The organism is Nonomuraea sp. NPDC002799 (assembly GCF_053592075.1).
The window spans coordinates 190,962-216,245 of record NZ_JBSFVA010000011.1 but is presented as its reverse complement, the minus strand read 5'-3'; the positions used below and the strand labels follow the sequence as shown (position 1 = coordinate 216,245).

Below are 25,284 nucleotides of genomic sequence, written 5' to 3'. Positions count from 1 at the left end.
GGCCATGCCGGAGAACTAGCCGGACGCGTAACAGGTGGTCTTGCCGAGGATCCGGACCCCGGGCCGCTCCCCGGGGCTCACGGTCAGCTCGAACGTCAGGCGCGTCTCCGGGTTGCGCAGGACCGCCACGTCCGGGTCCTCGTCGCGGAGATCCAGGTCATCGACGATCTGGTCGTAGCCCAGCTTCCTGAGCGTGTCGAGGAGGTCGCCGGAGGGGAGGTCGCCCCCGGTCCGCAGGAAGCGCCGGGCCTGGCCCGGCAGGCAGGAATCGTCGTCGATCTCCTCGACGACCGGCGGGCCGAGCCCGGTCGTGCGGAGCAGGTCGCCGGCGTCGGCGCTGAGCCGCTGGGTGGCGTCGTCGAGCGTGGCCGGTCCGGTCGCCGCCGAGCAGGCCGTCATCGCCGTGATGCAGAGGAGCACCATGGTGGCAACGTGACGGCGGGCGCGCACAGAGGCAGAATAGCGTAGGTCATCCTCGGTTACCGGGCAAATCGCACAAAAAGCAACACAGGGCGGTGAGCCTCCCGTCAGGGGACGTCCGCACGGATGCCGCGTACCGTCAGGGTGCTTGTCTGCGCAGCGCGTCCAGTTTGTCCTCGATGCGGGCGAGCCTGGCGTGCAGCCCGTCCACGTCGCCGCGCTCGGCGTTCTCCTCCTCGGGACGCAGCCGCACCAGCACCGCGCCGCCCGGCTCCAGCCGGACGAGGGTGGTGTCGGCCACGCTCGAACCACCCCTGAGCTGGATCGTCACGTCCACGTCCGCCTGGCGCATGCCGAGCCGCCGCAACACCGAGGGCAGGTAGCGCCCGTCGCGGGCCAGCACGATCGGATGGCCCTCGACGATCCGGCCGAGCGCCGGCACCGCGGCGGCGACCCGCACCACCAGGGCGTTGAAGGCCACCAGGATCACCACTCCGACGATCCCGCCGATCAGCGAGTTGTCGGGGCCGATGATCGCGTTCTGGACGACGTTGCTGATCAGCAACATCACCACGAAGTCGAAGTTGTTGAGCTGCGCGATGCCGCGTTTGCCGCCGATCCTGAGCAGGGTCGCCACGGCGAGGTAGACGGCGACGGTCCTGACGGCCTTGTCGGCGAGGGAGATCCCCGCGGCGAAGAGGTCGTCGCTCATCGCCCTCGAAGCTTCGCGATCATTCCCAGGCTCTCCGCGCAGCGGCCCAGGCCCAGCGCCACCGCCTCCAGCGGCCGGTCGGCCCGGCCCACCGGCATGGAGAGCGCGGCGCGCAGCCGCCGGCCCAGCCCCCGCAGCAGCGCGCCGCCGCCCACCAGCACCGCGCCGCGCTCGCCGAGATCCACGACCAGCTCGGGCGGGCACCGTTCCACGGTGTCCATGGCGGCCCGTACGATCGCCTCGACCGGCTGCTTGGTCGCCTCGTAGATCTCCTGCACGGACAGCGTCACCGCCCGCTCCCGGCCGGTGTCCGGATCGCGGGCGTGCACCACCACCTGGCGGTGCAGCGGCTTCCACTCGGTGCCCGCGCGCCGCTTGGCGGCCTCGGCCTCCTGCGCGTCGAGCAGCAGTCCGTGCTCGCGCTCGACCAGGCGCGCGATCGAGCGGTTGATGGCCTCGCCGCCACCGCGCACCTTCGCCGCGGCCACCACGACGCCGTGCGAGAGCACGGCGATCCTGGCGGAGTCGCGGCCGATGTCGATCACCATGCGCCCGGCGCAGTCCTTGACCGGCAGACCGGCGCCGAGCGCCGCCGCCAGCGCGTGCGGGATCAGCAGGATCCCCCTGGCCTCCGCGTCGAACGCCACGTCGCGCAGCGCCGTCCGCTCGATCGGCGTCGCGTCCTCCGGCAGCGCCATGACCACGCGCGGCTTGGAGAACGGATGCCGGTGCACCTTGCGCAGGAAATGCCGGATCATGCGGTGGGCCAGCTCGCCGTCGACGGGCATGCCGCCGCTGACCGGCCAGCACGTCTCGACGCCGGTGTCGCAGGCGGCCTCGGCGCCGAACCCGATCACCTTGCCGGTCAGGCTGTCCCGCGTGACGGCGGAGGGCTCGTCGAGCACGATGCCCCGGCCTTTGACGTAGATGCGCGTGCTCGCCGCCCCGAGGTCCACCGCGAGGTCGCGGCCCAGGAGGCTCATCGCGGGCTCGGGGGCTCGGCCATCATGTACGTGCTATTTCCGCTGTTTTCTCAACGCAACACCACGAACGGAGCGGATCCCCTTTACCCGTCGCCGGGCCGCCCGGTCAGAGCGAGTTCAGCGCCGCCGAGAACGCCTCGACGGTCGCGGCCACGTCCGCCTCGGTGTGCTCGGTCGACAGGAACCACAGGCCGCGCGGCACCATGCTGATCCCCTGGTCGAGCAGCGCGGCGTGCACGCGGCCCATCAAGGCCCGGTCCGTCGCCGCGAAGTCGCGGTAGTTCCGCACGGAGGGCGCCTCGGTGAAGTACGTCTGGAAGACCGGCCCCGGCCCGTCGACGAGCATCGGGACCCCGGCCTTGGCCGCCGCCTCCGACAGGCCGCGCATCAGCTGCCGGCCCCGGGCGTACAGCGTGCCGTACACCTCGTCCCGCTGCTCGTCGAGGATGCGCAGCGTCGCCTCGGCGGCGGCGATGCCGACGGGCTGGGAGTTGAACGTGCCCGCGTGCGCGACCTTGCCGGAGGTGATGGCGTCCATCACGAAGGCACGCCCGGCGAGCGCCGACACCTGCATCCCGCCCGCCATCGCCTTGCCGAACACCGACAGGTCGGGGGAGACGCCGAGGTATTCCTGGGCGCCGCCGGGGGCGAGCCGGAACCCGGTGATGATCTCGTCGAAGATGAGCAGGCTGCCGTGCTTGTCGCAGAGCTCGCGAACCCCTTGGAGGTAGCCGGGGTCGGGCTCGATGGCGCCGGTGTTGCAGAGCACCGGCTCGGTGACCACGGCGGCGATCTGCCCCGCGTGCTCGTCCATCAGCCGGGACAGGGCTTCGAGGTCGTTCCACGGGCAGACCACCAGGTCGGCGGCCTCCGGCTGGCCCAGCGTGCCGGGTACGGCGGCGGGGCGGTCGGCGGGCCCGGCGGCCTCCAGCGGCGGGTGCACGCTGTAGAGGACCGGGTCCAGCCAGCCGTGGTAGTGCCCCTCGAACTTGAGGATCTTGGGCCGTCCGGTGAAGCCGCGGGCCAGCCGCCAGGCGGCGTGCACGGCCTCCGAGCCCACCGTGTTGAACCGCACGCGCTCGGCCGAGGGCACCATGGCGCAGAGCCGTTCGGCCACCCGGGCCTCCGCGGCGTGCTGGGCGGAGTAGACGATGCCACGGGACACCTGCGCGGTGATCGCCTCGACCACCGCGGGCGGGCAGTGCCCCAGCAGCGCGGGTCCCTGGCCGAGCACGTAGTCGAGATAGGTGTTGCCGTCGGCGTCCCAGATCCGCGCGCCCGCCGCCCGGTCCACGAAGAGCGGAACGCCCGCCATGCGACGGGCGTCGCTGGAGACGCCGCCGGCGATGTGGCGCTGGGCGGTGGTGTACAGGTCGCGGCTGACGTCCAGTGTCCGGGTCATGTCGACCATCAAAGGGTGAGATGTCACCCGGCCACAAGAAAGAGGACAAGAAGCGGGTTGTCAGCGCAAATTTCGGTGCTTGTGGTGGTCGCGGGCCCTTGATGGGGTTGCGGTCATGTTCCTTGGACGTATTCGGCGAATCCCTTCAGGCCCCGTCGAGCTGGTGGCCCTGCGCCCCGACGGCGGCCTGCTCAGCCTGGCCGACCTCGGCGACGACCCCGTGGCCGCCCTGAGCACGTACGGGCTCGACCGGCTCAACGAGCTGGTGAACGAGCGGTCGGCGGCCCCCGTTCTGGACCAGGACGACGTGCTGTTCGAGCCGCCGGTGGCCACCTGCACGAAGATCTGCTGCCTGGCGCTGAACTACCTGGCGCACGCGGAGGAGAGCGGCATGGAGGTGCCGCCCGAGCCGGTGTTGTTCTTCAAGCCGCCGTCCTCGCTCACGGGCCACAACCGGCCGGTCGTGGCGCCGGCGCGCACCCGCCACCTGGAGCATGAGGTGGAGCTGGCGGTCGTCATCGGCAAGGTCACCAGAGACCTGCCCGCCGACCGGTGGCAGGAGGCCGTGGCCGGCTACACCGTGATCAACGACATGACCGCCCGCGACCTGCAACTCGCCAACATCGCCAGGAACGCCCCGTGGGACCAGTCGAAGGGGTTCGACACCTTCGCGCCGGTCGGCCCGTTCCTGGCGACGGTGGACGAGGTGCCGGATCCGCAGGCGCTGGAGCTGGTCCTGGAGGTCGACGGCGAGGTCAGGCAGCGGGCGAACACCAAGCAGATGGTCTTCGGCCTGCCCCGGCTGATCGAGGACCTTTCCGACGGGATGACGCTGATGCCCGGCGACCTGATCGCGACCGGCACCATAGCCGGGATCGCCCCGCTCAAGGACGGCGACACGATGCGGGCGACCGTGGCCGGAGTCGGCACGCTGGTAAATACGGTCGAATTTCGGTCCGCCTAAACTAGGGGCATGGACTACGCTGTGGCTGCCCTGGTGGACATCGACGACTACGTGGCATCCGAGCAGGCTCGGGGCAGGTCGTGGGCGCGCCGCCAACTCCAGCACGCCGACCAGGTCGTGCGGGCGGCCACCCACGGCCACCCTGGGGCCACCTGCCGCCCGCAGCCGCCCGAGGAGTGGTTCGTCCTGCTGACCGGCGCCGATCCCGACGCTCTGATGAGCGACGCGGCGGCGCTGGCCGAGGAGGTGCGCGAGCACATGGTGCGCGATACGGCCTGGACCGCCACCGTCAGCCTCGGCTCGCCGAGCCTGGGGGGCCGCGGGGCGGCCGAGCGCGACGCCAGGCTGGCCAACGACTACAAGCTCGTGCTCGGCGGCGACCGGGTGATCGCCCCGCCGTCGCCGGCGCGGGTGGCGCTCACGCCGCCCGTCCGCATCGAGCAGGAGCTCTCCAGGCGGGTACGCGCGGGCGACCGCAACGGCGCGGCCGGTCTGCTCGCGGGATGGGTGGACCGGTGCGCCCGCGAGCGGGACGTGGACCCCAGGACGCTGCGCAACTGGCTGATCGGGCAGTTGCTGTTCGTCGTGGACGTGGTCAACCGGTCCAGGCTGACCGACGGCTCGACCGACTGGGTGGAGGCGTGCGCCCGGCTGCCGATCGAGGACATCGTCTCGGTCGGCGACATCCACGAGCGGTCCTACCTGCACATCTGGCTGCGAGAGACGCTCGGCAAGCTCATGCCGCCGCCACCGCGCCGGGACGTGCTCACGCTGGCCGAGGAGTACCTGGCCGCGCACTACACCGATCCGGGGCTGCGCCTGACGACCTTGGCGGAGGCGGTCAGCGCGAGCCCGTTCTACATCTCGCACCTGTTCGCCGAGGAGCGCCGCACCACCTTCCTGCGCCACCTCACCGGCCTGCGGCTGCAGCACGCGCGCCGGTTGCTGACCACCTCGCCGCTGCCCGTCGACGTGATCGCCACCCGCACCGGCTACCCGAGCGCGAAGGCGCTGCGCGGCGCGTTCAGGCGGCACGTCGGGTGCTCCCCGACCGAATACCGCAGGGCCGGGCTCCGGCCCGGCTCGTGATGGAGGGTGTATGGACCTGGCGATCGACGGCGGGCAGACGGGCCTGCGGCTCGGCCTGGCGACCGGCGGCCGGATCACGGAGGTGCACGAGCGGCCCGGGCTGTCCTACGCCGAGGGCTCGCCGGTGGAGGCGGTGTTGTCCCGGATCGGGGCCGGCTGGGGTGACCTCGACACCGTCTGCCTCGGGCTGACCACCATCCTCGACGACCCGGAAGGGCTGGCCGAGCGGCTGCTCGGGACGGCCAGGCGGGTGCTGGTCACCACGGACGTGGTCACCTCGCACGCCGGCGCGTTCTCGGGCGGGCCGGGCGTCGTGCTGGCGGCGGGCACGGGCGCGATCGCCCTGGGCGTGAGCGCCGGCGGCGGCGCACGGCAGGTGGACGGGTGGGGCTTCCTGTACGGCGACGCGGGCGGCGGCTACTGGATCGGGCGGCGCGGCCTGGAGGCGGCCGCCCGGGGACACGACGGCCGCGCCGAGAGCGGCCCGCTCACCCGGCGGGCCCGTGAGGTCTTCGGCGACCTGTCCGGGCTGCCCGCCCGGCTCTATTTGGCGCCCGACGGCGTGGCGAAGGTGGCCCGCTTCGCCGTACACGTGCTCGGCCTGACCGGCGACGACACGGCCCGCGCCATCGTCGCCGAGGCGGCCCGCGAGCTGGCGGCCACGGCGGCGGCCGCCGCCCGCGACTTCCCCGGCGAGGCCGAGGTGCCCGTGGCGTGGACCGGCAGGTTGTTACGCGACCCGGTGTTGCGGGCCGGGTTCGAGGCGGAGCTGGCCCGCCTCCTTCCCCGGGCCCGCCTCCGGCCGCCCGCCGGCGACAGCCTCGCGGGCGCCGCCCTGCTGGCCGCCGCCGACGACCCGGGCCCCTACGAAGCGATGATCAGGACGGTGCGGCGATGAGGGCGCGCCATGGTGCCGACGGTGCCGTGATGAGAGCGGTCCGTGACGGAGCGACGATCAGGACGGTGCGGCGATGAGGGTCGGTCATGGCACGGCGGAACTTGCCGTTCCCGACGGCACGCCGATGGGCGGCTACATCGACCGCCCCGGCCCGTCGGCCGGCCGGCTCGATCCGCTGTCGGTGGCCGCGGTCACCTGGTTCGACGGCGAACGCCGCTTCGCGCTGGCGACCGCCGACGTCATCTGCGTGAACGAGGACCTGGCCCACCGGGTCAGGTCGGAGGCCCGGTCGCTCGGTTGTGAGCTGTGGCTGGCGGCCAGCCACACGCACTCCGGCCCCGAGACCGGCTGCGTGCCCGGTGGAGCGCCGACGCCCGGCCCGTGGCTGGACCGGCTGAGCGAGGCGGTGGGCGTGGCCGTCCGGCGGGCGATCGAGGACGAGCGCCGCTGCGACGGGGAGGCGCGCCACGGCGAGCTGCACGACGTCGGCGCGGACCGCAGCCGGCCGTCCGCACCCGCGGTGGTCCCGCTCACCGTGATCGCCGTCCGCGAGGACGCGGGCGGGCGGCTCGCCGGCGTGCTGGTGGTGCTGCCCGTGCATCCCACGGTGTTGCCCGCCGCCAGTCGTCTGGTCAGCGCCGACCTGGTCGGAGCCGTCCGCCGGGCGCTGCGCGCGCGGCTCGGCCCGGACGTGTGGGCCCTGGTCGCCACCGGTGCGGCGGGCGACATCAGCACCCGCCACACCCGCCGTGGCCAGGACGCGGCCGAGCTGGACCGCCTCGCCGCGATCGTCGCCGACCGCTGCCTGGAGCTGCTGCGGGAGCCCCCGGCCCACGCCTGGTCGGCGGGCTCCGGCATCGCGTGGGCGGCGCGGCGGCTGCTGCTCGCCCCGTTCCGGCCCGGCGAGGAGGGCGGCCCGGTGGGCGCGGACCTGGCCGCGCTGGCCGACGGCCTGCGCGCGGCCGAGGCGGCCGGCGACCCGGTCGCCGTCCGGCTGGCCCGCAGCAGGCTGGAGGGCCTCCGGGCACGCCCGCAGCGCACGAACCCGGACCCGAGCCCGGACCCGAGCGCGAGCGCGAACCCGGCCCCGGACACGGGCGCGGGCGCGAACACGAGCCCGGACCCGATCGGCGTGCACGTGTACGCCGCCCGCCTAGGGGACCTGTCCCTGGCGGGCCTGCCCGGCGAGCCGTTCCTGGCCGTGGCCGAGAGCGTCGCCCCAGGCGGGCCGGTCATGGTGCTGGGCTACGTCAACGGCTATCCCGGCTACCTGCCGACCGCCGAGGCGTACGGCAGGGCCGAGTACGAAGTGCTGGTGAGCCAGGTGGCCCCGGGCAGCGCCGAGGCGCTGGCCGGGGCCGCGCGACAACTGCTGGAGGACATATGATCGGTCAGAATGAGTACTCCGGCGCCGCCAGAGCGGCTGTGGAGCGGGTGCTCGACGTGGAACGGAAGGCGATCGAACAGGCGGGCCGCCTGGTCTACGACGGATTGCGGGCCGGTGGGGTGGTGCAGGCGTTCGGCACGGGCCACTCCAGGGCGGTCGCGCTCGAACTGGCCGGCCGGGCCGGTGGGCTGGTGCCCGCGAACCAGCTCGGCATCCGCGACGTCGCCTACTACGGCGACGCCTCGCCGCAGGACATCCTCGACCCGAAGGTCGAGCGGGAGCCGGGACTGGCCCTGCGCATCTGGGAGCTGGCCGAGATCCGGCCCGCCGACGTCTTCGTGATCATCTCCAACTCCGGCGGCAACGCGGCGATCGTCGAGATGGCCCGCCTGGCGGGCGAACGCGGGCACCCGGTGATCGCGATCACCTCGCGGGCGCACACGGCCGAGGCCGCCGCCCGCGAGCCGGCCGCCGAAGGCGGTGCGCGGGCGCGGCTGGCCGACCTGGCCGACGTGGTCATCGACAACGGCGCGCCGTACGGGGACGCGGTCCTGCCGCTGCCCGGCGGCGGCGCCGTCTGCGCCGTGTCGAACCTGACCGGCGTCCTGATCGCTCAGCTCCTGGTCGCCGACGTGGTCGGCAGGTACCTGGAGGCCGGGCAGGCGCCGCCCGTCTACCAGTCCGCCAACACCCCCGGCGGCGACGCGCACAACGAGGCCCTGCTGGCCGCCTACGAAGGACGGGTGCGACTGGGAGACGCGTAAAGGCCGGAAAACACGTAAAAGGGGGTCAGGCGCGCACCAGCCGGTACGGCTGGCGCGGCCGCCCCGCCTGGGCACCCTTGACGGGGGGAACGGGCCAGGCCAGCCCCTCGTCCGCGAGGCTCTGCAGCACCCGGCGGGCGCTGCGCGGCGCGATGGCCAGCACGTCGGCGACGATCTCGGCGTCCACCACCATCGCGTCCGGCCCGTCGTCGAGCTGCTGGAGCAGCCGTTCCAGCAGCTTGGCCGCCTTGGTGGTGACGGCGGGCTCGGTTTCGGCCCGCCGCCGCCGGCGGACCGGCAGGGAGAGCACGGCGCCGTCGACGCCGACCAGGTAGGCCGACGCCGCGCCCGCGTTGCGCGCCTTGTCGACCGCCACCAGGGCGTTGGCGTCGGCGTCCCTGGCGGTGCTGCCCAGCCCGATGCCGACCTCGGCCTCGACGCCGACCTCGGAGCGGATCCGGTCCATGAACGGCGCCGCCCGCAACCCGTCGGTGGCCTGGCCGAGCGCGCCCAGCGTGGCGGTGACGACGTAGCTGTTCTCGTCGCGGGGGGCCACGGTCGCCCCCATGAGCCGGGCGTCAGCGAGCAGCGCCTGGTGCAGTTTGAGCTTGAGCTCCTGCTGCCAGTAGTTGCCGGGCCCCGAGTAGCTGGGCCGCGCGGAGGTGGCGAGCTCGACCACGACGATGGCGATCTGCGCCTCCTCCAGCCTGCTGCCGGTGCCGAGCAGGGCGGCGGTGTTGAGCGCCAGGCGCAGGGTGTGCGTGGTCGGCATCATCCGCAGGGCGGGCACCCCGGCGTTGTTCAGCGCCTTGGCGACACTCCTTATCGTGGTCAGCGCCGCCGTGGTGGCGCCCTGCCGGTAGAGCTGCTCGTGGAAGCCGATGAAGCCGCGGACGGACTCGGGCTGGTCGTACTCCGACAGGTGGACGCCCGCGGTGCTCACCCCGATCTCGCCGTAGGCCTCGTCCACGTCGGCGGCGGGCAGCGAGTCGATGCTCACCCTGGCCGGGTCGATGCCGTGCTTGAGCACTCCGCGCAGGAGGCAGGCGTAGAGGCCGGCCCCGCTCATCGGGACGTGCGTGGCCGGCAGGGGCAGCTCGCCCGCCTGCCTGGCGAGATCGTGCTGGAGCGGGCCGGTGAAGAGCACGACGTCGATGCTGTCCGCGATCCGGGAGAACTTCTCGTACGTCTCGTGCTCCCCGGCGTGCGGAGCGCCCACCAGCCGCCAGTCGGCGGCGGCGGGCAGGTCGGCGCCGACCATCACGATCTGCTCGACGAGGTCGTGCGGGCCGACCACGCCGATCCCCACTCTGGACCGTGTCTCGGGACGCAACCGCTCCATGCTCTTGATCACCCCAGTCCCGAACGCCATCGAAGGAGGCGGGTCATCGTTCCGCCGAGCACCGCCGCCCGATCCTCATCGGTAAGGTCACTGAAGATTACCCGGCCCAGCGACATCCGGAGATCAATGAACGGGAAGTCGGAGCCGTAGACCACCCGGTCCGCGCCCACCTCGCGCACCATCGCGGCGATGTCGGCACCGGTGTTGTAGGAACCGCAGAGCTCCAGTATCACCCCGGGGCGCCGCTGCGCCACCTCGATCGCGACCTCGAAGCCGAGCGGGGTGGCCCCCGCGTGCCCGGCGAGGATCACCACGCCGGGATGGTCGGCCGCCACGCGGTCCACCATGGGCAGGTCGTTGTACGCCGAGCCGTCGTAGGTGTGCGTGAGCACGGGACAGCCGGTCCGCTCGGCGAACTCCCACACCGGGGCGTAGCGCGGGCCGGTGAGCGGGTAGTCGTGCAGGTCGGGGTGGAGCTTGATGCCGCCGAAGCGTTCGTCGTCGCCCCACTTCTCCAGCTCTCCCAGCGGGTCCTGCCACGGGTTGACGGTCAGGTAGCCGGTGAAGTGGCCGGGCGCGAGGTCCACCGCCGCGGCGGTCGCGGCGTTGCCGGCGGCGGCGTCGAGCTGGATCGCCAGGTGACTGGAGATGACGGCGTGGGACACGCCGCACCGGTCCATGACCTTGACCATCGCCTCGGGTCCCGCGTCGGGGATGAAGAAGAGGCTGTACGGGCCGGAGTGCGCGTGCGCGTCGACGATCCGGAGGCCGGTCTGGGGGCGCCGCTCGCGCAGCGCGGACACGAGCGGGTTCACGCGGCCTCCGCCTTGAGCAGGCCCAGCAGGGTGCCGGAGCCGATGGTGGTCACGGCGTCGTCGTCGAGTTCGGCCCAGAGCAGCCGGGTGACGACCTCGGCCGGGTCGCGCAGCGGGGCCCCGGTGCCGAACACGAGGCGGTGCGCGCCGTACCGCTCGGTGAGCCATTCGAGCCCGCGGTGCGAGGACAGGTTGGCCAGCCCGAGGTAGACGTTGCCGGTGCGGGACAACACCCCGGCCGCCTGCCGGAGCAGGCGGTAGCCGAGCGAGCCGACGACGATCGGCAGGCCCGGGTGCGCGGCCGCGATGGCCTCCACGGCGGGCCAGCCGATCTGCGGCGCGTCCACGAGCAGCGGCAGCCCGGCCTCGGCGATCGCGCCGAGCATCGGCGCCGCGTCCCGGCCCGCCAGGTCGTAACCGTGATCGGCGGGGTAGGCGCGGACGGCGCGGACGCCCCCGTCGAGGGCGGCGGCGACGAACTGGGCGGGCGTGCCCGTCTCCCCGCAGGTGTCGGGGAGCATCACCCAGCACGGGTGCAGCCGGGGCTCGGCCGCGACCAGGCCGAGCAGCTCCCTGTTGCCCGTCCCCGGGTCGTGCAGCCACGACAGGGTGTGGCTCACCACCGCTTCGGCGATGCCGAAGCGGTCCATGTCGGCCAGTGCCCGCGTGACCGTGCCCGGGCCGGCGTCCCTGCGGGGATGGCGGCCGAGCATGGCGTCAGCGTCGATGAGCATGGACCGTCCATCCGTCAGGGATCGTGGGCGGCTCGTCGCGGTAGGGGAAGACACCCACCGTGAAGCGGCCGTCGTGGCGGCGCAGGCCGAGCGAGTGGATCTCGCCGTACTCGGCCGTCCGCGTCAGTGGGTCGGGGATTCTGGCGGGGCCGGTCCCGTACAGGACCTCGTCGGGTGGTTCGAGGGGGACGACGAGGATGCCCGGCCCCCGGCCGCCGCCGGCGTAGCCGCCGGCCCGCGCGGTCCACGGCGACAACCCGTGGATCTGCCAGATCGCGTCGGCGTCGATCCGGTCGTTGATCACCCAGTACGGCGACGGGCCCTTCACGAAGCGGATCTCGCGGTCGTGGCGGGCGCTGTAGCCGTGGTGGTGCCCGGCGAAGACGTCGGCCTCCGGCGTGACGGAGAACAGGTCGCAGGCCGCGCGGCGGTCCTCGGTGTACTCCTGGCCGGGCACCAGCAGGGTGTTGTGCGCCCTGGTCGCCTGGTACCAGTCGTAGTAGCCGGGATCGTCGTAGGACGGCGGGCCGCCTCCCTCCCAGGCCAGCGGCACCCCCCAGCCGGACAACACGAAGTCGAGCGCGGCGTGGTGGCTGTGCGGCTCCAGCTCGTGGCCGATGTACGGGCCGTAGTTGATCACCGTGTGGAAGTGGTCGTGCCGGAAGGTCGCGTAGCCGCTGGCCGCCAGGTTGTGCGAGCCTTCGGCGGGCTGGTCGCCGTCGAGCCAGACGACGCCGCTGTCCTGCAGGTGCGGCACCCAGCCGGCCGGCGTGGCCAGGATCGTCAGCCAGCGGAGCATGGCCTGGTAACGGGGGTGCGCGTCGAGCTCGGGTTCGACGGCCGCGGCCCGGCCGAGCCCTTCGAGGCACATGCCGTGGTAGCCGGGCGAGCGTTCGTGGTGGCCGCCGTCGGCCCGCACGTCGTGCTCCAGGTGCTCCAGGACGCGGGCCGTCGCGACCTCGGCCCAGTGGGCCGATTCGGGGAGGTCGGCGAAGACCCTGGCGGTGTGCAGCAGCTCGCAGGCGGTGGCGAACTGCCAGTTGCCGTGCCTGAACTCGTCGTGCTCCTCGGCGGCCCAGCGGGCGCCGCCGAGCACGGTCTTCATCATCCGCAGCCAGCATCCGTCGCTCAGCGCGGGCTCGTCGGCGAAGACGGCCAGGGCCTCGGTGACGTACATGGCGCGGGCCCGCACGCCGAGCGAGTACCAGACGACGTCGAGGCCGGGCCAGTCGCCCACCACCTGGTCGCGGCCGTCGTACCACTGGCGGAAGAGGCGGTCCCACTCGGCGGCGTAGCGCGGGTCGCCGGTCTCGGCGTAGGCCGAGACCAGCGGGCTCATCCAGCGCAGGTAGTGGAAGCCGTACAGCCGGGAGCGGCCGTGGCCCTTGTCGAGGAAGTCGACCTCGGTCCCGAGCAGCGCGTCCGCGCCGGCGGCGGCGGTCGCGGCGGGCACCGGCCGGGCCCGCCGCCAGCGCCGGGCCTCGGCGACGCTCGGCGCGCCGAGCTCGGTCAGCAGCGCCTCGTCGCTGATGTGCCGCATCCGCGCGTGGTCGACGTGCGGCGCTTTCTCCACGTGACTCATGCCGGCTTCACCGGCAGTCCCGTGCGGGCCGACTCGTGCGCGGCGGCGAGCACGGCGGTCACGTGCCGCGAGCTCTCCACGCTCACGAGCGGCTCGGCGCCGGTACGGGCGCAGTCGACGAAGTGGTGGATGGCGTCACGGTAGGCGCCGGCCGGCACGCCGTGCACCACCCGCTGCAGCATGTTCCTGGGATAGGAGTAACCCTGCTCGGTGGCGAGCTGGATGTTCTCCTTCTGCCGGTCGAGCTGGATGACGCCCCCCTCGCCCACCACGGTGACGTAGCTGTCCACCATGGTGGGGAAGGTGCTGGGGTAGATCCAGGCCGACTCGAACGTGGCCACCGCGCCGCCGGCGAACCTGGCCTGGATCTGCATGGCGTCGGGGGTCTCGATGCCGAGCCCGCGCAGTTTGCCGTAGCGGGCGGTGGCGAAGACCTCCACGACGCGGTCGTCGTAGAGCCAGGTGACCAGGTCGATGTCGTGGCTGGACAGGAACCACGCGCAGGTGGTCTGGTCGGCCCAGCCGATCATCTCGGTGGGCACGTGGATGGTGTCGTCCTTGCGGGCGTAGCCCACGACGGGCTCGCCGATCAGCGGCATCTGATCCTTGGCCTGCGCGTAGGCGGGCACCCAGCGGTGGTTGAACAGGCACATCGCGGTCACGCCCGCCTGCCGGATCGCGGCGACGGAGCGGTCGGCGTCCTCGACCGTCGTGGTGAACGGCTTCTCGACCAGGATGTGCACGCCCGCCTCGGCGGCGGCCACCATCACGTCGGCGTGCAGGTGGTCGGGTGTGGTGATCGAGACGGCGTCGACCGTGCCGGAGGCGAGCAGCTCCCGGTAGCCGGGGAAGACCGCCGCCTGGGGCGCGTGCTCCAGGGGACGGCGGGCGACCGCGGTGATCTCGGCGTCCGGGTGGGCGGCCAGGACCTCGGCGTGGCCGCGACCCATGATCCCGGCCCCGACGATCCCGATTCTGAGCTTAGGCAAGAGCGTCATTCCATTGCTTCTCGGCGGTTTGCAGTGCTTCTTCAGCGGTCTTGGAGCCCTGGAGGAAGGCCCGCAGCTCCTCGGCCAGCGCCTCCGTCAACTCCATGTCCTTCTGCGTGCCGAGCGGGGTGTACTCCAGCTTCGGCAGCCCCTTCACGATGATGCCGCGGGCCACGTCCATCGGGTCGTCGCTGCCCTGACCGGCGAAGAAGGGGTCCTTGGTCGAGGAGATGGTCGAGGGGTAGATCGGCACCAGCTTGCAGAAGGCGAGCTGGTTGGCGCCGTTGGCGAAGAACTTGACGAACTCGGCCGCGGCCTGCTGGTGCGCCGACGCCTTGGGGATGGCGAAGGTCTGCTGGGCGAGCAGCAGGTAGCCGCCGGTCTTGGTCTGCACCGGCTCGGTGATCGCGAGGTCGCCGTAGACGTCGGGCGCGTTCTTCTGGATGTTGAGCAGTGTGGCGGCGAACGTGCTCGCGGACATGGCGAGCTGGCCGTTCTCCAGGCTCTGCGGGAAGTTGCGCACGTCCTTGGAGATCGAGCCGGGCGCGATGCCGTGGTCGTCGTAGCTCTTCTTGAAGCTGCCGAGCAGCTTGACGACCTCCGGGGTGTTGAAGGCGGCCTTCTTCTTGTCCGCCGACAGCAGGTCGACCCCGTAGTAACGCAGGACGGAGGCGACGTTGATGCCGGGGATGTCGTTGGTGCCGTAGACCTTCGTCTCGGCGTAGACCTTGTTCGCCAGGGCCAGGGCCTCGTCGTAGCTCTTCGGCGGGGCCTTCTCGTCGAAGCCGGCCTTGGCGACGACGGACTTGCGGTAGATGCCCACCGGGGTGCCGCCGTTGTACCACGGCACGGCGTAGAGCTTGCCGTCCACGCGCAGCGGCTCGACCAGGTTCGGCTGGAAGTCGGCCAGGTCGGCGGGCTTGAACAGGGTGTCGAGCGGGGCCAGCGACGGGACGAACCTGCCCAGGTCGCTGGAGGCGAGGTTGACGGCGTCGGGGACGTCGCCGCTGGCGACCGCGGCGAGCAGCTTGGTCGCCATGTCCTGGCCGGGCACGTCGACCCACTTCACGGTGACCTTGGGGTGGGCCTTCTGATACTGGGCGATCAGGCCGTCGATGTAGGCGCCGTAGTTCTTCTTCAGGTTGATCGTCCAGAACTCGACCTCACCCTCGAACGGCTGGTCGTCAGCCGTTCCTGCGGTTCCGCCCGACGTGCCTGCGACGCAGCCGGACGTCAGGAGCGCCAGGGCGAGCGCTCCAACCGTTAAGGCACCTTTTCTCATCACCGCGGACCTCCTGGCTGTTATGGCCGTCCTTAATGCTTGCTTTCGGCACCTTGGCAGGCTGCGGCTTCTGCCGTCAAGTCTCAGTTCACCGCAGACCTTGACGTCTTTCGCTGGCCGTTAATAGGCTCCGCTCACATTCCGGCCAGCTTTTATCGAAGCTACGGCCAGCACAATTTGGTTTTGAAGGATGTGATGCCGATGGCCATCAGCCGGACCCCGGGACAGCGCTGGTACACGCCGTACCTCTTTCCGATCCCGGCTCTCGTGCTGTTCGGCGTCTTCTTCGCCTGGCCGGCGATCACCGCGCTGCAGCTCTCCTTCACCGACTACGACGGGGTGAGCCCGCCGGTCTTCACCGGCCTGGACAACTTCGTCAGGATCCTTGACGACGGCCGCTTCTGGACGGCGCTGCGCAACTCGCTGCTGTTCCTGCTCGGCCTGTTCCCGCTGCTGGTCGTCCTGCCGCTGCCGCTGGCCGCGCTGGTCAACCAGAAACTGCCGGGCATCAGGACGTTCAGGATGCTCTACTACCTGCCCGTCGTGACGTCGATGGTCGCGGTGGCGGTGGCCTGGAACTACCTCTTCCACCAGCAGGGCATCCTCAACTGGCTGCTCACCGGCTTCGGCCTGCTGGACGAGCCCATCCAGTATCTCCTCGACCCGGTCTGGGCCCTGCCCGCGCTGATCCTCGTCGAGGGCTGGAAGAGCATGGGCGTCTACATGATGATCTACCTGGCCGGCCTGCAGACGATCCCCACCAACCTGTACGAGGCGGCGCGGGTCGACGGGGCCGGCGCCTGGCGGCGGATGTGGAGCATCACGGTGCCGCTGATGGTCCCGTACATCGCGGTCGCGACCACGATGGCCATGCTCGACGCCATGCAGGCGTTCACCACGGTGTTCGTCATGACGAAGGGCGGGCCGCAGGACGCCACGCTCATGCTCGGCTACTACGTCTGGTCCGAGGCGTTCGAGAAGTACGACATGGGCTACGCCAGCGCCGTCGGGCTCGTCCTGTGGGTGCTGCTGATCGTCATGGCCCTGCTCAACCACCGGCTCACCAGCGGAAGGAAGGAAGAGCGTTGACCCGCAGATTCGGCTTCTACGCCCGGCGCACCGGCATGTACGTGCTGCTCGTCGCCATCGCCCTGGTCTTCGTCGGCCCCTTCCTGATCCTGCTGTCGGCCGCGCTCAAGCCCGCCGGACAGGCCGTCTTCTCCTTCCCGCCCGACATCATCCCCCGGCCGCCGGTGCTCACCTGGGCCCAGGAGGCGTGGACGGCCATCCCGTTCCTCCGCTACCTGCTCAACTCCGTGCTGCTGGTGGGCACGACGGTGCCGCTGTACATCCTGGTGTCGGCACTGTGCGCCTATCCCCTCGCCCAGATGCGGTTCCGGGGCCGGAACCTGATCTTCTTCGCGATCCTGGCCACGATGTTCATGCCGGGCGAGGTCATGCTGCTGCCCAGGTTCCTGGTGGTCTCGCAGCTCGGGCTGGCCGACAACTACCTGGGGCTGATCCTGCCCGGGGTGCTCTCGGCGTTCGGGATCTTCCTGCTCCGCCAGACCTTCGCCGGGGTGCCGCGCGACGTGGTGGACGCCGCCAGGACGGACGGCTGCAACGAACTGCGCATCTTCTGGCACGTCATGCTGCCCGCCGCCCGGCCCACCCTGGCCGTCCTCGGCGTCTTCGGCTTCATCTCGGTCTGGAACAGCTTCATCTGGCCCATGGTCGTCCTCAAGGACTCCTCGCTCTATCCCATCGCGCTGGGCATCGCCTACCTGGCGGGCATCACGGGCACCGACGTCCGCAGCCTCGCCGCCGGCACGGTGATCTCGATCCTGCCCGTCGTCGTCTTCTTCATGTTCATGCAACGCCACGTCCTCGAAGGCATGCGCGGTGCGGTCAAAGGCTGACACCGCGTCCCACCCCCCTCGGAAGGCAGTTTTATGCATTTGTCCCGCAGGCAGTTCACCACCGGCGCCCTGGCCATGGGCGCCTTGGCACCCTTCGCCGGCTCACTGACCGGTACCGCCCAGGCCGCGGCCGGTCACGACTACACCGCGCGCGCGACGTTCGACCTGTTCGACCAGACCTTCCACGCGAGCACGTCCGTCGGGCAGCCGACCGACACCAACGAGGCCGGCGGGCTCGCCTGGGGGCAGTCGTACGTCCTGGCCGGGTTCATCCGCATGTACGAGGCCTACAAGGACACCCACTACCTGGACCGGCTGATCACCAACATCGACCTGGTGCTGGCCGGGCGCGACTCGGCGCGCGGAGTGACGGACTATCGCGGCCGCTCGCAGCCGGCCTGGCGGGCGATGGCGCCCTACACCGTCGGGACCGCCACGCTGAAGGCCGCGGACGGCACGCCGCTGCTGGAGGTACGCAGCTCGCTCACCTACGCCAACGACGCGGTCGCCACCGTCACGGCGGGCACCTCCGAGGACCGCTTCACCTTGGAGGTCAGGAACAACAAGACCAACCTGGTCGCCACCTTCCCCGACCTGTCGCTGGACCCGTCGGCGGCGGACTACGCGGTGCGCCGGATCCTCGACGCCTTCCCGACCCCGACGAAGGTGACGGCCAAGGACCTGCGGCCCGCGCCGTCCGGCGGCGCGGTGCCCGCGCTCGGGGCGACGCCGCTCGTCTCGCTGCCGGTCGTCTTCACCGTGCACACCGGCATGATCACCTACCCGATGGCGTCGTTCGCCAAGATCGTCCTGCGCGACCCGCGCCTGGCGGCCGTGGCGAAGTACCGGCACAAGGCGATCGAGTACCTCAAGGCGGCGCGGGACGCGGCGGCCGTGCACGACGACGAGTGGCGGCAGACCGACGACGGGTACGGCTACTTCGTCTGGAACAAGGGGACCCCGCTCGGCTACGACGGCACCGAGCAGCCCAGCAACCAGGGGCTGGCCCTCGGCCAGACCTACGCCGAGCTGGCCGCGGCCACGGGCGACCCGTTCTACCGGGACCGGACCCGGCGGATGGCCCGCATGCTCACCCGCGAGCTCACGGTGGACGCCGACGACGCCTACGTGTGGACGTACTGGCCCGCGTTCGGCAAGGCGGCCCAGGGCTTCGCCAAGGCCGACGGCGTCTCGGAGTACACCCCGTCCAGCACCCCGGTCCGCAGCATCGAGGACCTCAGCCACGGCGCGATCGACGTCGAGTTCGCCGCGGCGGCCTTCCGGAACAAGCTCGCCTTCACCGGCCGGGACATGGCCAGGTTCGCGCGCACGTACAGCAAGAACCTGATCGCCCCGACCGGCGCCGACGGCCTCCCGTCGGCCTACGTGCGCGTGGACGGCACCGGCGGCGCCGTCACGCCCGGTCAGTATCTCCAGGCGCCCCGCTGGATGGCGGTCGCACAGTGGGACGACGCCGTGTTCACCCACTCCCGCTCGATCTACGAGGCCCGCGCCGTCGAGCCGCAGTACGGCTCCTACCTGCTCTCCGTCGCCTACCTCAACTGGCACGCCCGCCGCCGCTAACGCTCACCGAGGCGGGCACAACGGCGTGCCCGCCTCGTTCTCCCGCCGCGCGTGCGGCGTCACCTGGTACGTGCGGGCCCAACGGCGTGCCCGCATCCTTTCCGCCGCGCGTGCGGCGGCACCTTCCGGCCCGGCGCCCTCGTCTCATGGACGGCTCCGGGCCGGACCCGTGTCCGGGCTCCTGGCCGTCCGGAAGGGTCAGCCGCTCCTGAGGTCGGCCAGCGTCTCGTCGGCCCACTCGATGCCGGTGCGGGCCTGCCGCAGGCCGAGCTGGAGCGCGTGCCGGCCGAGCTCGCCGGTCGTGGTGCACTCCAGCACGGCCAGCCGGGACGCGAAGCCCGCCCTGATCCGCTCGACCATCGCGATCCCCTCGTCCCGGCCGAGCAGCGGCAGCAGGTACGCCTGCAGCGCGGCCTCGTTCCGGATGGTCGTCGAAGGCGCGTGCTCGATCAGCCACGCGCGCAGCTCCTCCGTGCCGCCGGGCGTGATCGTGTAGATCTTGCGCCCCCGCGCGCCCTCGGCCTCGGCCGAGACCAGCCCCTCGGCGGCCATCTTCACCAGCTCCGGATAGATCTGCGTGTGCCCGGCCTGCCAGACGTGGTTGAGCGAGTGCTCGAACTTCTTGGCCAGGTCATAGCCGCTGGCCGGGCCGGAACCCGACAGCAGCCCGAGCAGTGCGATCCGTAGGGACATGCCCGTCAGCATATCGAAGACTTGACATGTAAGAGCTTACCTATCACTCTTCACATGTGAATACTGACACTCAAACTCAGGGCAAGGGCATCGTCCTGATCGCCGTGCTCGGCGGGATGTTCCTGGCGATGCTCGATCAGACGATCGTCGGCACGGCGCTGCCGCGCATCACGGGCGAGCTGGGCGGCGCCTCGTTGTACACGTGGGTGGTGACCGCCTACCTGCTGACCTCCACGGTGACCGTGCCGCTCTACGGCAGGCTGTCCGACCAGCACGGCAGGAAGCCGTTGTTGCTGATCGGCATGGTGGTGTTCGTGGCGGGCTCGGCGTTGTGCGGGGTCGCGCAGGACATGCCGCAGCTCATCGCCTTCCGCGCCGTGCAGGGCCTGGGCGCGGGCGCGTTGCTGCCGTTGTCGATCGCGCTGGTGATGGAGATGTTCCCGCCCGGGGCGAACGGCTCCCGCGTGCAGGGCGCGCTCGGCGGCGTGATGGGGCTGACCTACCTGGCGGGGCCGTTCCTCGGCGGGCTCTTCACCGACCAGGCGAGCTGGCGGTGGGCCTTCTTCGTCAACGTGCCCCTCGGCCTGGTGCTGATCGCGATCGTCGTCCTGCGCCTGCCGAACCGGCCGGGCGCCGGCGGCGGCGGCCGTCCCGACTACGCGGGCATCGCCGTCTTCACCGTGGCCATCAGCGCGCTGCTCGTGGGGCTGACGGAGAAGGGCCTTGACGGCAACTCCTGGACCGACGCGGTCGTGGCCGGGCCGATCCTGGGGGCGCTGGTGCTGCTGGCCGTGTTCGTGGTGGTGGAGCGGCGGGCGGCCGGCCCGATCATGCCGATGCACCTGTTCGGGAACCGTACGTACACGCTGGTCAGCCTGACGTCGTTCGCCTCGGCCTTCTGCATGTTCGCCGGCGTCGTGTTCCTGCCGCGCTACTTCCAGGAGTCCCTGGGCGTCAGCGCCACCGAGTCGGGGCTGCGGATCTACCCGATGACGCTGGCCATGGCGGCGGGCAGCGTGCTCATGGGCGTCCTGATGTCCAGGACGAAGGTGTACAAGCCGTGGCTGCTCGTCTCCCCGTTCCTGATGGTCGCCGGCGCGCTGCTCTGCCTGGGCCTGACCCAGCGGACCGGCCCTGTGGCGCTGGCGTTGTGGATGTTGCCGCTGGGGCTGGGGGTGGGGCCGATGCTCTCGGGGCTGACCGTGGCCGCGCAGCAGTCCGTGGCGCCGCAGTACATCGGCACCGCTTCGGCGAATCTGACCTTCTTCCGTCAGATCGGCGGCTCCGTGGCGCTGGCCGTGGGCGGCACGCTCTATTCCGCGACGGTCGCCGCCGACGCGCCGGCGCACGGCCTGGCCGCCGCGCACGCCGCCGCGGCCGCCGCGGTCATCCCGTCGCTGGGCGTCGTGGGCGCGCTGGTCGCTCTGGTCGCGCTGCTGGCGATGCCCGCCAGACGGCTGGACGCGCCCGCCACGCCACAGGCCAAGGTACCGGCCGGTTTCGCGTCATAAGCGGCTCCATGCGAAGCTGTAAAGGTCCCAACACGACGGAGGTCCTCATGGCGGAAACACCGGAGCCGGAAACCAGCGAAACTCCCGAGGACGAGATGAAGCGCAAGTTCCGCGAGGCACTTGACCGCAAGCGTGACCAGAACGCGAGCGCGGGCGCGGAGGGCAAGGGCGTCGACACATCGAAGATCCACGGGGCGCACGGTCCAGCGGCGAGTAAAAGATCGTTCAGGCGCAAGAGCGGCGGCTGAAAGCTGGAATTCAAGGGAGGCACGGCATGCCGTGTCTCCCTTTCTCTTTGCCGAGAGAGGTAGATCTTCGCCCGATTCATGACGAATAGTTTGCGTTTGTCCGGAATGCGTGATTACAGTGGTCGCCATCACACCAGCTGGTGGTGTGGCCCTCACCCAGGAGGGACCAGCCGGCTGGCGCCGAATTCCGATCATCGGGAACCGGGGACCCAAGTCTTCGGGGTGAATCCGACCATGCGTCGGTAGGGCATCTCCACGCCCGAACCCGTCAGCTAACCCGGTAGGCGTGATGGAGAGGACCTCATACATGCGAAACCGCGTCGAACCCCCAGAGCGGGCGGTGCCGGCCGCCTGCTGAGCGGCCCCCCTTCCCCCGGCTTTTCCACGCTCCGCGCGGCCACCCTCCGTCAGGCGCTCTGCCCGGCTGTGCTCGTTCCCCCGAGCGTGTTCCCCGTCCCCTCGCGAAGGACCGTGTATCTTCATGTCTGCTCGTTCTGGCCTGCGTTCCCTCGCTCTGATCGGCGCCTCCGCCATCGGCGCGCTGACCATTGCCGGCGCCCCCGCTCACGCCGATTCCGGCACTGACGAGAAGATCCTGCTCAAGGGCTCGACCACCGCCTCCTACTTCTGGGACGACTCCTCCGGCCGCGCCGGCGACACCGGCCTGCCCGCCAGCGGCAAGCCCATGCAGAAGGGCATGATCGCCAGCCCGAGCTGGCCGCTGCTCACCGAGGGCTACGTCGTCTACAAGGGCAAGAAGATGCCGTTCTTCGTCGGCGACCGCGGCCCCGGCGAGCCCTCCAGTCGTGGCGTCATGCTCGACCTCGACGCCAAGACCTTCGCCGACCTCACCGGCGGCAGGTTCAACTCCAGCACGCTCGGCGTCGACGGCGTCGGCGGCCAGGGCCACATCGACATCGACTACGTCATCACCAAGTGGGGCGCCGGCGTCGGCAAGAAGAACCACCCGGTCGCGTTCTCGACCGGCGCCTGGGCCGAGCGGGACACCAACCCGGCCACGCCGCCGAAGGTCCAGGACGACGAGGAGGCGGCCCAGGGCGGCGGCCAGGCCGTCGAGGCCCCCGCGACCGAGGCCACCGAGGCCAAGGCGCCGGGCACCGTGGGCAACACCCTGCTGGTCGGCGCGCTGGCTCTGGCCGGTGGCGGCGCCGTGCTCGGGAGCGAGCGCATCCGCACGCTCATCAAGCGCTGACTTTACGGCGCAACACCAGAATGTCATTCTGGTGTCCGTGACCACCCGCGTAGCCGCCAACGGCATCGACATCGCCTACGAGAGCTTCGGCTCGCCGCAAGGGCGTCCCCTGCTCCTGATCATGGGGCTCGGCGCGCAGCTCATCCACTGGGACGAAGAGTTCTGCGAGCTCCTGGCCGAGCAGGGACACCACGTCGTACGGTTCGACAACCGCGACACGGGCCTGTCCACCCACTTCCACGACGCCGGCGTGCCCGCCGCGGGAGCGCCTTCGGCGTACCTGCTGGACGACCTGGCCGACGACGCCGCCGGGCTCATGCACGCCCTCGGCTGGCCCGCCGCGCACCTGGTCGGCGCCTCGATGGGCGGGATGATCGCCCAGACGCTGGCCATCCGCCATCCGGAACGTGTGCTCAGCCTCACCTCGATCATGTCCACGCCCGGCCCCGCGGCCGCCCCGCCGAGCGCGGCCGCCACCGCCGTCCTGATGGCCAGGCCCGCCGCCGGTCGCGAAGCCATCCTGGCGCAGGCGCTGGAGACGTGGTCGGTCATCGGCTCGCCCGGCTACGAGCTGGATCGCGACCGGGTGACCAGGCTGGCCGGGCTGGCCTTCGACCGGTGCTTCGACCCCGCAGGCACCGCCAGGCAGCTCGCGGCCATCATGGCCTCGGGCGACCGTACGGAGCTGCTGGCCGGGGTCCGGGTGCCCACGCTGGTGCTGCACGGCGAGGGCGACCAGCTCGTCCCGGTCGAGGGCGGCCGGGCCACGGCAGCGGCCGTTCCCGGGGCGCGGCTGGTGACCTATCCGGGGATGGGGCACGACCTGCCCAGGCCGCTCTGGCCCGGCATCGCGGCCGAGATCACCAAACTGACCTCCGGCTGACCTGGCATCTCTCATAGGGCCCGTGGCCGGGCGGACACGGGCCTGACCGGGCGCTCCTGACCGGGCGCTCCTGACCGGGCGCCCCTGATCGGGCGCCCCGGCGTGGCCCGCGCTGGGCGCGCGGGCCACCTTGAGCCGGTGGTCAGACCTCCAGCTTCTCCTCGATGCTCCGGAGCTGGTGGCGGGCCAACGCCAGGTTGGCGCGCCCGCGATCGAGCGCCAGGTAGAGGAACAGCCCCTTGCCGCCACGCCCGGTCAGCGGGCGGATGATGTGGTACTGCCCGCTCAGCGTGATCAGGATGTCCTCGATGGCGTCCTTGAGACCCAGCGAGTCCATCGTGCGCAGTTTGGACTTGACCACTTCGGTGTTGCCCGCGGCGGCGACCTGGAGGTCCAGGTCCTTGGAGCCGCCCAGAGTGCCCAGCGCCATGCCGCTGCCGTAATCGACGATCGCCGCTCCGATGGCGCCGTCGACGCCCATCATCTCCTTGAGAGAGACGTCCATGCTCGCCATGTTTCCTCCCTTTCTGCGTGCGATGGTTCAGTGCTTGCGTGCTGCGACGGCGGCCACTCCGGCAGCCGTCTTCCTGCCCTCCAGCCGCAGGAGCCCGACGTTCGCGCCGGGGCCTGCCAGGACTGTGAGGACGATGGTGGGGCCGGCGGCGTAGAAGGCCACGAAGCCGGCGGTGCCCGAGATGAGCGTCTCTTCGAAGGTGCCGTGACCGCTCATGATCAGCATCCGCCTGCTCATCGCCAGCAGCGCGGCCGACAGTGCCGCCACCTGCTCGCCGTGGCCGGCGGGGAGGTCGCAGGCGATCTGGAGGCCGTCCACGGTGCAGGCGACGCTGCCGTTCACGTCGGGCGTGCGCTCGCGCAGGAGCGCCATCTCCTCCAGAACCTCTTGTCGTAGCTCCACCGGTGGCCTCCTCCTGAGTGAGAGGAACCTCACGACAGCTCCTCGAGCGCTTTCTTCAGCCGCATCAGCAGCGCCAGATCGGTCGGATCGCCCGTCGTGGCCGGGCCGTACGGCAGACCGGCCGCCCTCGGATCGTGCGGCGGGCGCTGGTACGTCTCCTGTCCTCGCTTGGGCAGTTCCGGCCCGCCCTCCGCCTGCTCGTCCGGCCCGCCGTCGGTCCCGTCGTCATCGCCGGGCCCGATCGCGAGAACGTCGTGTCCCCGAGGGGCCTCGATGGCGGGATCCCGGCGGCCGGGCGGCAGGCTGGGCTGCTCCTGCGGGGCGAGCAGGCCCGAGGCCGCCAGCCGCCGGACCGCCAGCAACACCGAGTAGCCCGAGCGCCCGATCTGCTTGGCCAGCTCCAGCGGTGTGGCCTTCTGATCGGCGCGCAGGACGACCTCCCACTGCACCCGGCTCAGCGTCACCCCGTGTCCCGGCAGCCGCGCCACCGGCCGCACCGGCAGCGTGTCCACGTCGGCGAACGGCCAGATCCGGGCGAGCTGCGCCCGCCGCCGCGCGCACTCCCGCACCAGCCCCGGCACGTCGAAGTACCACTGCTCGCCCAGCCAGTGCCGCTCCCCGGGACGGAACTTGGGCCGCGTGCCGGTGATCGGCAGCAGGAAGAAGGCCGCGTCCAGGACCACACCGAGCACGGCGTACTGCAGCTCGCCCGGCGTGATGGGCCCCTCCTTGAGCAGCCGCTCGCACCCGCCGTCCGCCCGCATCCCGCGCAGCGCCGCCTCGGTCATCAGGTCCCTGGCCGTGAGCAGGCGCTCGACGCTGGGAGTCTGGGCGCACTCCATGTACGTCACGCGCCCGTCGGAGAGAAAGATCGTGCCGTTCCTGCCCACCCGCAGGGCGCCCGTCGAGCGCTCTCGGGCGAGCCCGGCCAGGAGTGCGTCCAGCTTCGTCATG

At 71.6% G+C, this 25,284-nt stretch carries 26 protein-coding genes and 1 riboswitch; of the genes, 12 read left to right on the top strand and 14 right to left on the bottom strand.

From position 1 onward, the window contains the following. Window positions 1-15: 15 nt before the first annotated feature. The 4 genes from ACWD0F_RS21980 to ACWD0F_RS21965 all read right to left on the bottom strand — a co-directional run bounded on the left by ACWD0F_RS21980 (window position 16) and on the right by ACWD0F_RS21965 (window position 3,517). On the bottom strand, window positions 16-423 hold the full coding sequence (locus ACWD0F_RS21980) for a hypothetical protein (protein WP_449878193.1): 408 nt from the start codon (window positions 421-423) through the stop codon (window positions 16-18). Between the two features lie 136 nt (window positions 424-559). Then, window positions 560-1,132, bottom strand: a complete 573-nt coding sequence (locus ACWD0F_RS21975) for a DUF421 domain-containing protein (RefSeq protein WP_449878191.1) — start codon at window positions 1,130-1,132, stop codon at window positions 560-562. Then, on the bottom strand, window positions 1,129-2,115 hold the full coding sequence (locus tag ACWD0F_RS21970) for a rod shape-determining protein (RefSeq protein ID WP_449878189.1): 987 nt from the start codon (window positions 2,113-2,115) through the stop codon (window positions 1,129-1,131). The genes ACWD0F_RS21975 and ACWD0F_RS21970 overlap by 4 nt, the downstream gene beginning before the upstream one ends. Window positions 2,116-2,221: 106 nt before the next feature. Next, window positions 2,222-3,517: an aspartate aminotransferase family protein gene (locus ACWD0F_RS21965; RefSeq protein ID WP_449878188.1), complete on the bottom strand. Its 1,296-nt coding sequence runs from the start codon at window positions 3,515-3,517 to the stop codon at window positions 2,222-2,224. 163 nt (window positions 3,518-3,680) lie between these two features. On the opposite strand from ACWD0F_RS21965, the gene ACWD0F_RS21960 reads away from it, so the two are divergent. The 5 genes from ACWD0F_RS21960 to ACWD0F_RS21940 all read left to right on the top strand — a co-directional run bounded on the left by ACWD0F_RS21960 (window position 3,681) and on the right by ACWD0F_RS21940 (window position 8,619). Beyond that, on the top strand, window positions 3,681-4,481 hold the full coding sequence (locus tag ACWD0F_RS21960) for a fumarylacetoacetate hydrolase family protein (RefSeq protein ID WP_449878186.1): 801 nt from the start codon (window positions 3,681-3,683) through the stop codon (window positions 4,479-4,481). A 9-nt stretch (window positions 4,482-4,490) separates the two neighbouring features. Further along, window positions 4,491-5,570 carry a helix-turn-helix domain-containing protein gene (locus ACWD0F_RS21955; protein WP_449878184.1) on the top strand — a complete coding sequence of 360 codons (1,080 nt, stop codon included), beginning with the start codon at window positions 4,491-4,493 and terminating at the stop codon, window positions 5,568-5,570. 10 nt (window positions 5,571-5,580) lie between these two features. Beyond that, a complete protein-coding gene (locus ACWD0F_RS21950) occupies window positions 5,581-6,468 on the top strand; it encodes a BadF/BadG/BcrA/BcrD ATPase family protein (protein WP_449878182.1) in 888 nt (295 codons plus the stop codon). A gap of 73 nt (window positions 6,469-6,541) precedes the next feature. Then, window positions 6,542-7,855: a hypothetical protein gene (locus ACWD0F_RS21945; RefSeq protein ID WP_449878180.1), complete on the top strand. Its 1,314-nt coding sequence runs from the start codon at window positions 6,542-6,544 to the stop codon at window positions 7,853-7,855. Next, a complete protein-coding gene (locus tag ACWD0F_RS21940; protein ID WP_449878178.1) occupies window positions 7,852-8,619 on the top strand; it encodes a sugar isomerase domain-containing protein in 768 nt (255 codons plus the stop codon). Before ACWD0F_RS21945 ends, ACWD0F_RS21940 begins: the two co-directional genes overlap by 4 nt. 25 nt (window positions 8,620-8,644) lie before the next feature. On the opposite strand, the gene ACWD0F_RS21935 is transcribed toward ACWD0F_RS21940, so the two are convergent. Genes ACWD0F_RS21935 through ACWD0F_RS21910 form a run of 6 tightly spaced genes read right to left on the bottom strand, consistent with a single transcriptional unit; the run spans window position 8,645 to window position 15,363 of the window. Then, entirely contained in the window at window positions 8,645-9,991 is a 1,347-nt protein-coding gene (locus tag ACWD0F_RS21935; RefSeq protein ID WP_449878176.1) for a transcriptional regulator, read from the bottom strand. Next, a complete protein-coding gene (locus tag ACWD0F_RS21930) occupies window positions 9,970-10,776 on the bottom strand; it encodes an amidohydrolase family protein (RefSeq protein ID WP_449878174.1) in 807 nt (268 codons plus the stop codon). The genes ACWD0F_RS21935 and ACWD0F_RS21930 overlap by 22 nt, the downstream gene beginning before the upstream one ends. After that, window positions 10,773-11,510: an amidohydrolase family protein gene (locus ACWD0F_RS21925; protein WP_449878172.1), complete on the bottom strand. Its 738-nt coding sequence runs from the start codon at window positions 11,508-11,510 to the stop codon at window positions 10,773-10,775. The genes ACWD0F_RS21930 and ACWD0F_RS21925 overlap by 4 nt, the downstream gene beginning before the upstream one ends. Further along, entirely contained in the window at window positions 11,494-13,092 is a 1,599-nt protein-coding gene (locus tag ACWD0F_RS21920) for a heparinase II/III domain-containing protein (RefSeq protein WP_449878170.1), read from the bottom strand. The genes ACWD0F_RS21925 and ACWD0F_RS21920 overlap by 17 nt, the downstream gene beginning before the upstream one ends. After that, entirely contained in the window at window positions 13,089-14,090 is a 1,002-nt protein-coding gene (locus ACWD0F_RS21915) for a Gfo/Idh/MocA family protein (RefSeq protein WP_449878168.1), read from the bottom strand. Before ACWD0F_RS21915 ends, ACWD0F_RS21920 begins: the two co-directional genes overlap by 4 nt. Further along, complete coding sequence (locus tag ACWD0F_RS21910; protein ID WP_449878316.1) at window positions 14,074-15,363, bottom strand: ABC transporter substrate-binding protein; 1,290 nt, start codon at window positions 15,361-15,363, stop codon at window positions 14,074-14,076. The genes ACWD0F_RS21915 and ACWD0F_RS21910 overlap by 17 nt, the downstream gene beginning before the upstream one ends. Before the next feature lie 201 nt (window positions 15,364-15,564). Here ACWD0F_RS21910 and ACWD0F_RS21905 point away from each other — a divergent pair, with 201 nt between their 5' ends. From ACWD0F_RS21905 to ACWD0F_RS21895, 3 genes are read left to right on the top strand one after another with little or no spacing between them, the layout of a single operon-like run. Next, the gene (locus ACWD0F_RS21905) at window positions 15,565-16,452 is read left to right on the top strand and encodes a carbohydrate ABC transporter permease (protein ID WP_449878166.1); all 888 of its coding nucleotides are present in this window, start codon (window positions 15,565-15,567) and stop codon (window positions 16,450-16,452) included. Next, window positions 16,449-17,282, top strand: coding sequence for a carbohydrate ABC transporter permease (locus ACWD0F_RS21900; protein ID WP_449878164.1), 834 nt, complete (start codon window positions 16,449-16,451; stop codon window positions 17,280-17,282). The genes ACWD0F_RS21905 and ACWD0F_RS21900 overlap by 4 nt, the downstream gene beginning before the upstream one ends. Window positions 17,283-17,315: 33 nt before the next feature. Continuing rightward, complete coding sequence (locus ACWD0F_RS21895; protein WP_449878161.1) at window positions 17,316-18,866, top strand: hypothetical protein; 1,551 nt, start codon at window positions 17,316-17,318, stop codon at window positions 18,864-18,866. Between the two features lie 198 nt (window positions 18,867-19,064). On the opposite strand, the gene ACWD0F_RS21890 is transcribed toward ACWD0F_RS21895, so the two are convergent. Next, window positions 19,065-19,559, bottom strand: coding sequence for a PadR family transcriptional regulator (locus ACWD0F_RS21890; RefSeq protein WP_449878158.1), 495 nt, complete (start codon window positions 19,557-19,559; stop codon window positions 19,065-19,067). A 56-nt stretch (window positions 19,560-19,615) separates the two neighbouring features. Here ACWD0F_RS21890 and ACWD0F_RS21885 point away from each other — a divergent pair, with 56 nt between their 5' ends. The 4 genes from ACWD0F_RS21885 (at window position 19,616) to ACWD0F_RS21870 (ending at window position 23,414) form a co-directional block, all read left to right on the top strand. Beyond that, entirely contained in the window at window positions 19,616-21,070 is a 1,455-nt protein-coding gene (locus ACWD0F_RS21885) for an MDR family MFS transporter (RefSeq protein WP_449878157.1), read from the top strand. A gap of 47 nt (window positions 21,071-21,117) precedes the next feature. Beyond that, complete coding sequence (locus tag ACWD0F_RS21880; RefSeq protein WP_449878155.1) at window positions 21,118-21,318, top strand: DUF5302 domain-containing protein; 201 nt, start codon at window positions 21,118-21,120, stop codon at window positions 21,316-21,318. A gap of 168 nt (window positions 21,319-21,486) precedes the next feature. Then, window positions 21,487-21,620: riboswitch (cyclic di-AMP (ydaO/yuaA leader) on the top strand. A gap of 179 nt (window positions 21,621-21,799) precedes the next feature. Continuing rightward, window positions 21,800-22,531 carry a hypothetical protein gene (locus tag ACWD0F_RS21875; protein WP_449878153.1) on the top strand — a complete coding sequence of 244 codons (732 nt, stop codon included), beginning with the start codon at window positions 21,800-21,802 and terminating at the stop codon, window positions 22,529-22,531. A 37-nt stretch (window positions 22,532-22,568) separates the two neighbouring features. Next, complete coding sequence (locus ACWD0F_RS21870) at window positions 22,569-23,414, top strand: alpha/beta fold hydrolase (protein ID WP_449878151.1); 846 nt, start codon at window positions 22,569-22,571, stop codon at window positions 23,412-23,414. 142 nt (window positions 23,415-23,556) lie between these two features. On the opposite strand, the gene ACWD0F_RS21865 is transcribed toward ACWD0F_RS21870, so the two are convergent. The 3 genes from ACWD0F_RS21865 to ACWD0F_RS21855 are packed head-to-tail and all read right to left on the bottom strand — an operon-like array spanning window position 23,557 to window position 25,283. Continuing rightward, window positions 23,557-23,928 carry a hypothetical protein gene (locus tag ACWD0F_RS21865; protein WP_449878149.1) on the bottom strand — a complete coding sequence of 124 codons (372 nt, stop codon included), beginning with the start codon at window positions 23,926-23,928 and terminating at the stop codon, window positions 23,557-23,559. Window positions 23,929-23,955: 27 nt separating this feature from the next. Continuing rightward, window positions 23,956-24,330: a roadblock/LC7 domain-containing protein gene (locus tag ACWD0F_RS21860; protein WP_449878146.1), complete on the bottom strand. Its 375-nt coding sequence runs from the start codon at window positions 24,328-24,330 to the stop codon at window positions 23,956-23,958. Between the two features lie 29 nt (window positions 24,331-24,359). Continuing rightward, window positions 24,360-25,283, bottom strand: coding sequence for a hypothetical protein (locus ACWD0F_RS21855; RefSeq protein WP_449878145.1), 924 nt, complete (start codon window positions 25,281-25,283; stop codon window positions 24,360-24,362). Window position 25,284 lies beyond the last annotated feature (1 nt).

Coding starts and splice junctions, on each gene's coding strand:
- ACWD0F_RS21975 (WP_449878191.1), bottom strand. CDS start 1,132: ATGAGCGACGACCTCTTCGCCGCGGGGATCTCCCTCGCCGACAAGGCC.
- ACWD0F_RS21945 (WP_449878180.1), top strand. CDS start 6,542: ATGAGGGTCGGTCATGGCACGGCGGAACTTGCCGTTCCCGACGGCACG.
- ACWD0F_RS21950 (WP_449878182.1), top strand. CDS start 5,581: ATGGACCTGGCGATCGACGGCGGGCAGACGGGCCTGCGGCTCGGCCTG.
- ACWD0F_RS21965 (WP_449878188.1), bottom strand. CDS start 3,517: ATGACCCGGACACTGGACGTCAGCCGCGACCTGTACACCACCGCCCAG.
- ACWD0F_RS21875 (WP_449878153.1), top strand. CDS start 21,800: ATGTCTGCTCGTTCTGGCCTGCGTTCCCTCGCTCTGATCGGCGCCTCC.
- ACWD0F_RS21855 (WP_449878145.1), bottom strand. CDS start 25,283: ATGACGAAGCTGGACGCACTCCTGGCCGGGCTCGCCCGAGAGCGCTCG.
- ACWD0F_RS21890 (WP_449878158.1), bottom strand. CDS start 19,559: ATGTCCCTACGGATCGCACTGCTCGGGCTGCTGTCGGGTTCCGGCCCG.
- ACWD0F_RS21935 (WP_449878176.1), bottom strand. CDS start 9,991: ATGGCGTTCGGGACTGGGGTGATCAAGAGCATGGAGCGGTTGCGTCCC.
- ACWD0F_RS21925 (WP_449878172.1), bottom strand. CDS start 11,510: ATGCTCATCGACGCTGACGCCATGCTCGGCCGCCATCCCCGCAGGGAC.
- ACWD0F_RS21895 (WP_449878161.1), top strand. CDS start 17,316: ATGCATTTGTCCCGCAGGCAGTTCACCACCGGCGCCCTGGCCATGGGC.
- ACWD0F_RS21920 (WP_449878170.1), bottom strand. CDS start 13,092: ATGAGTCACGTGGAGAAAGCGCCGCACGTCGACCACGCGCGGATGCGG.
- ACWD0F_RS21980 (WP_449878193.1), bottom strand. CDS start 423: ATGGTGCTCCTCTGCATCACGGCGATGACGGCCTGCTCGGCGGCGACC.
- ACWD0F_RS21955 (WP_449878184.1), top strand. CDS start 4,491: ATGGACTACGCTGTGGCTGCCCTGGTGGACATCGACGACTACGTGGCA.
- ACWD0F_RS21905 (WP_449878166.1), top strand. CDS start 15,565: ATGGCCATCAGCCGGACCCCGGGACAGCGCTGGTACACGCCGTACCTC.
- ACWD0F_RS21865 (WP_449878149.1), bottom strand. CDS start 23,928: ATGGCGAGCATGGACGTCTCTCTCAAGGAGATGATGGGCGTCGACGGC.
- ACWD0F_RS21915 (WP_449878168.1), bottom strand. CDS start 14,090: ATGACGCTCTTGCCTAAGCTCAGAATCGGGATCGTCGGGGCCGGGATC.
- ACWD0F_RS21970 (WP_449878189.1), bottom strand. CDS start 2,115: ATGAGCCTCCTGGGCCGCGACCTCGCGGTGGACCTCGGGGCGGCGAGC.
- ACWD0F_RS21880 (WP_449878155.1), top strand. CDS start 21,118: ATGGCGGAAACACCGGAGCCGGAAACCAGCGAAACTCCCGAGGACGAG.
- ACWD0F_RS21940 (WP_449878178.1), top strand. CDS start 7,852: ATGATCGGTCAGAATGAGTACTCCGGCGCCGCCAGAGCGGCTGTGGAG.
- ACWD0F_RS21910 (WP_449878316.1), bottom strand. CDS start 15,363: ATGAGAAAAGGTGCCTTAACGGTTGGAGCGCTCGCCCTGGCGCTCCTG.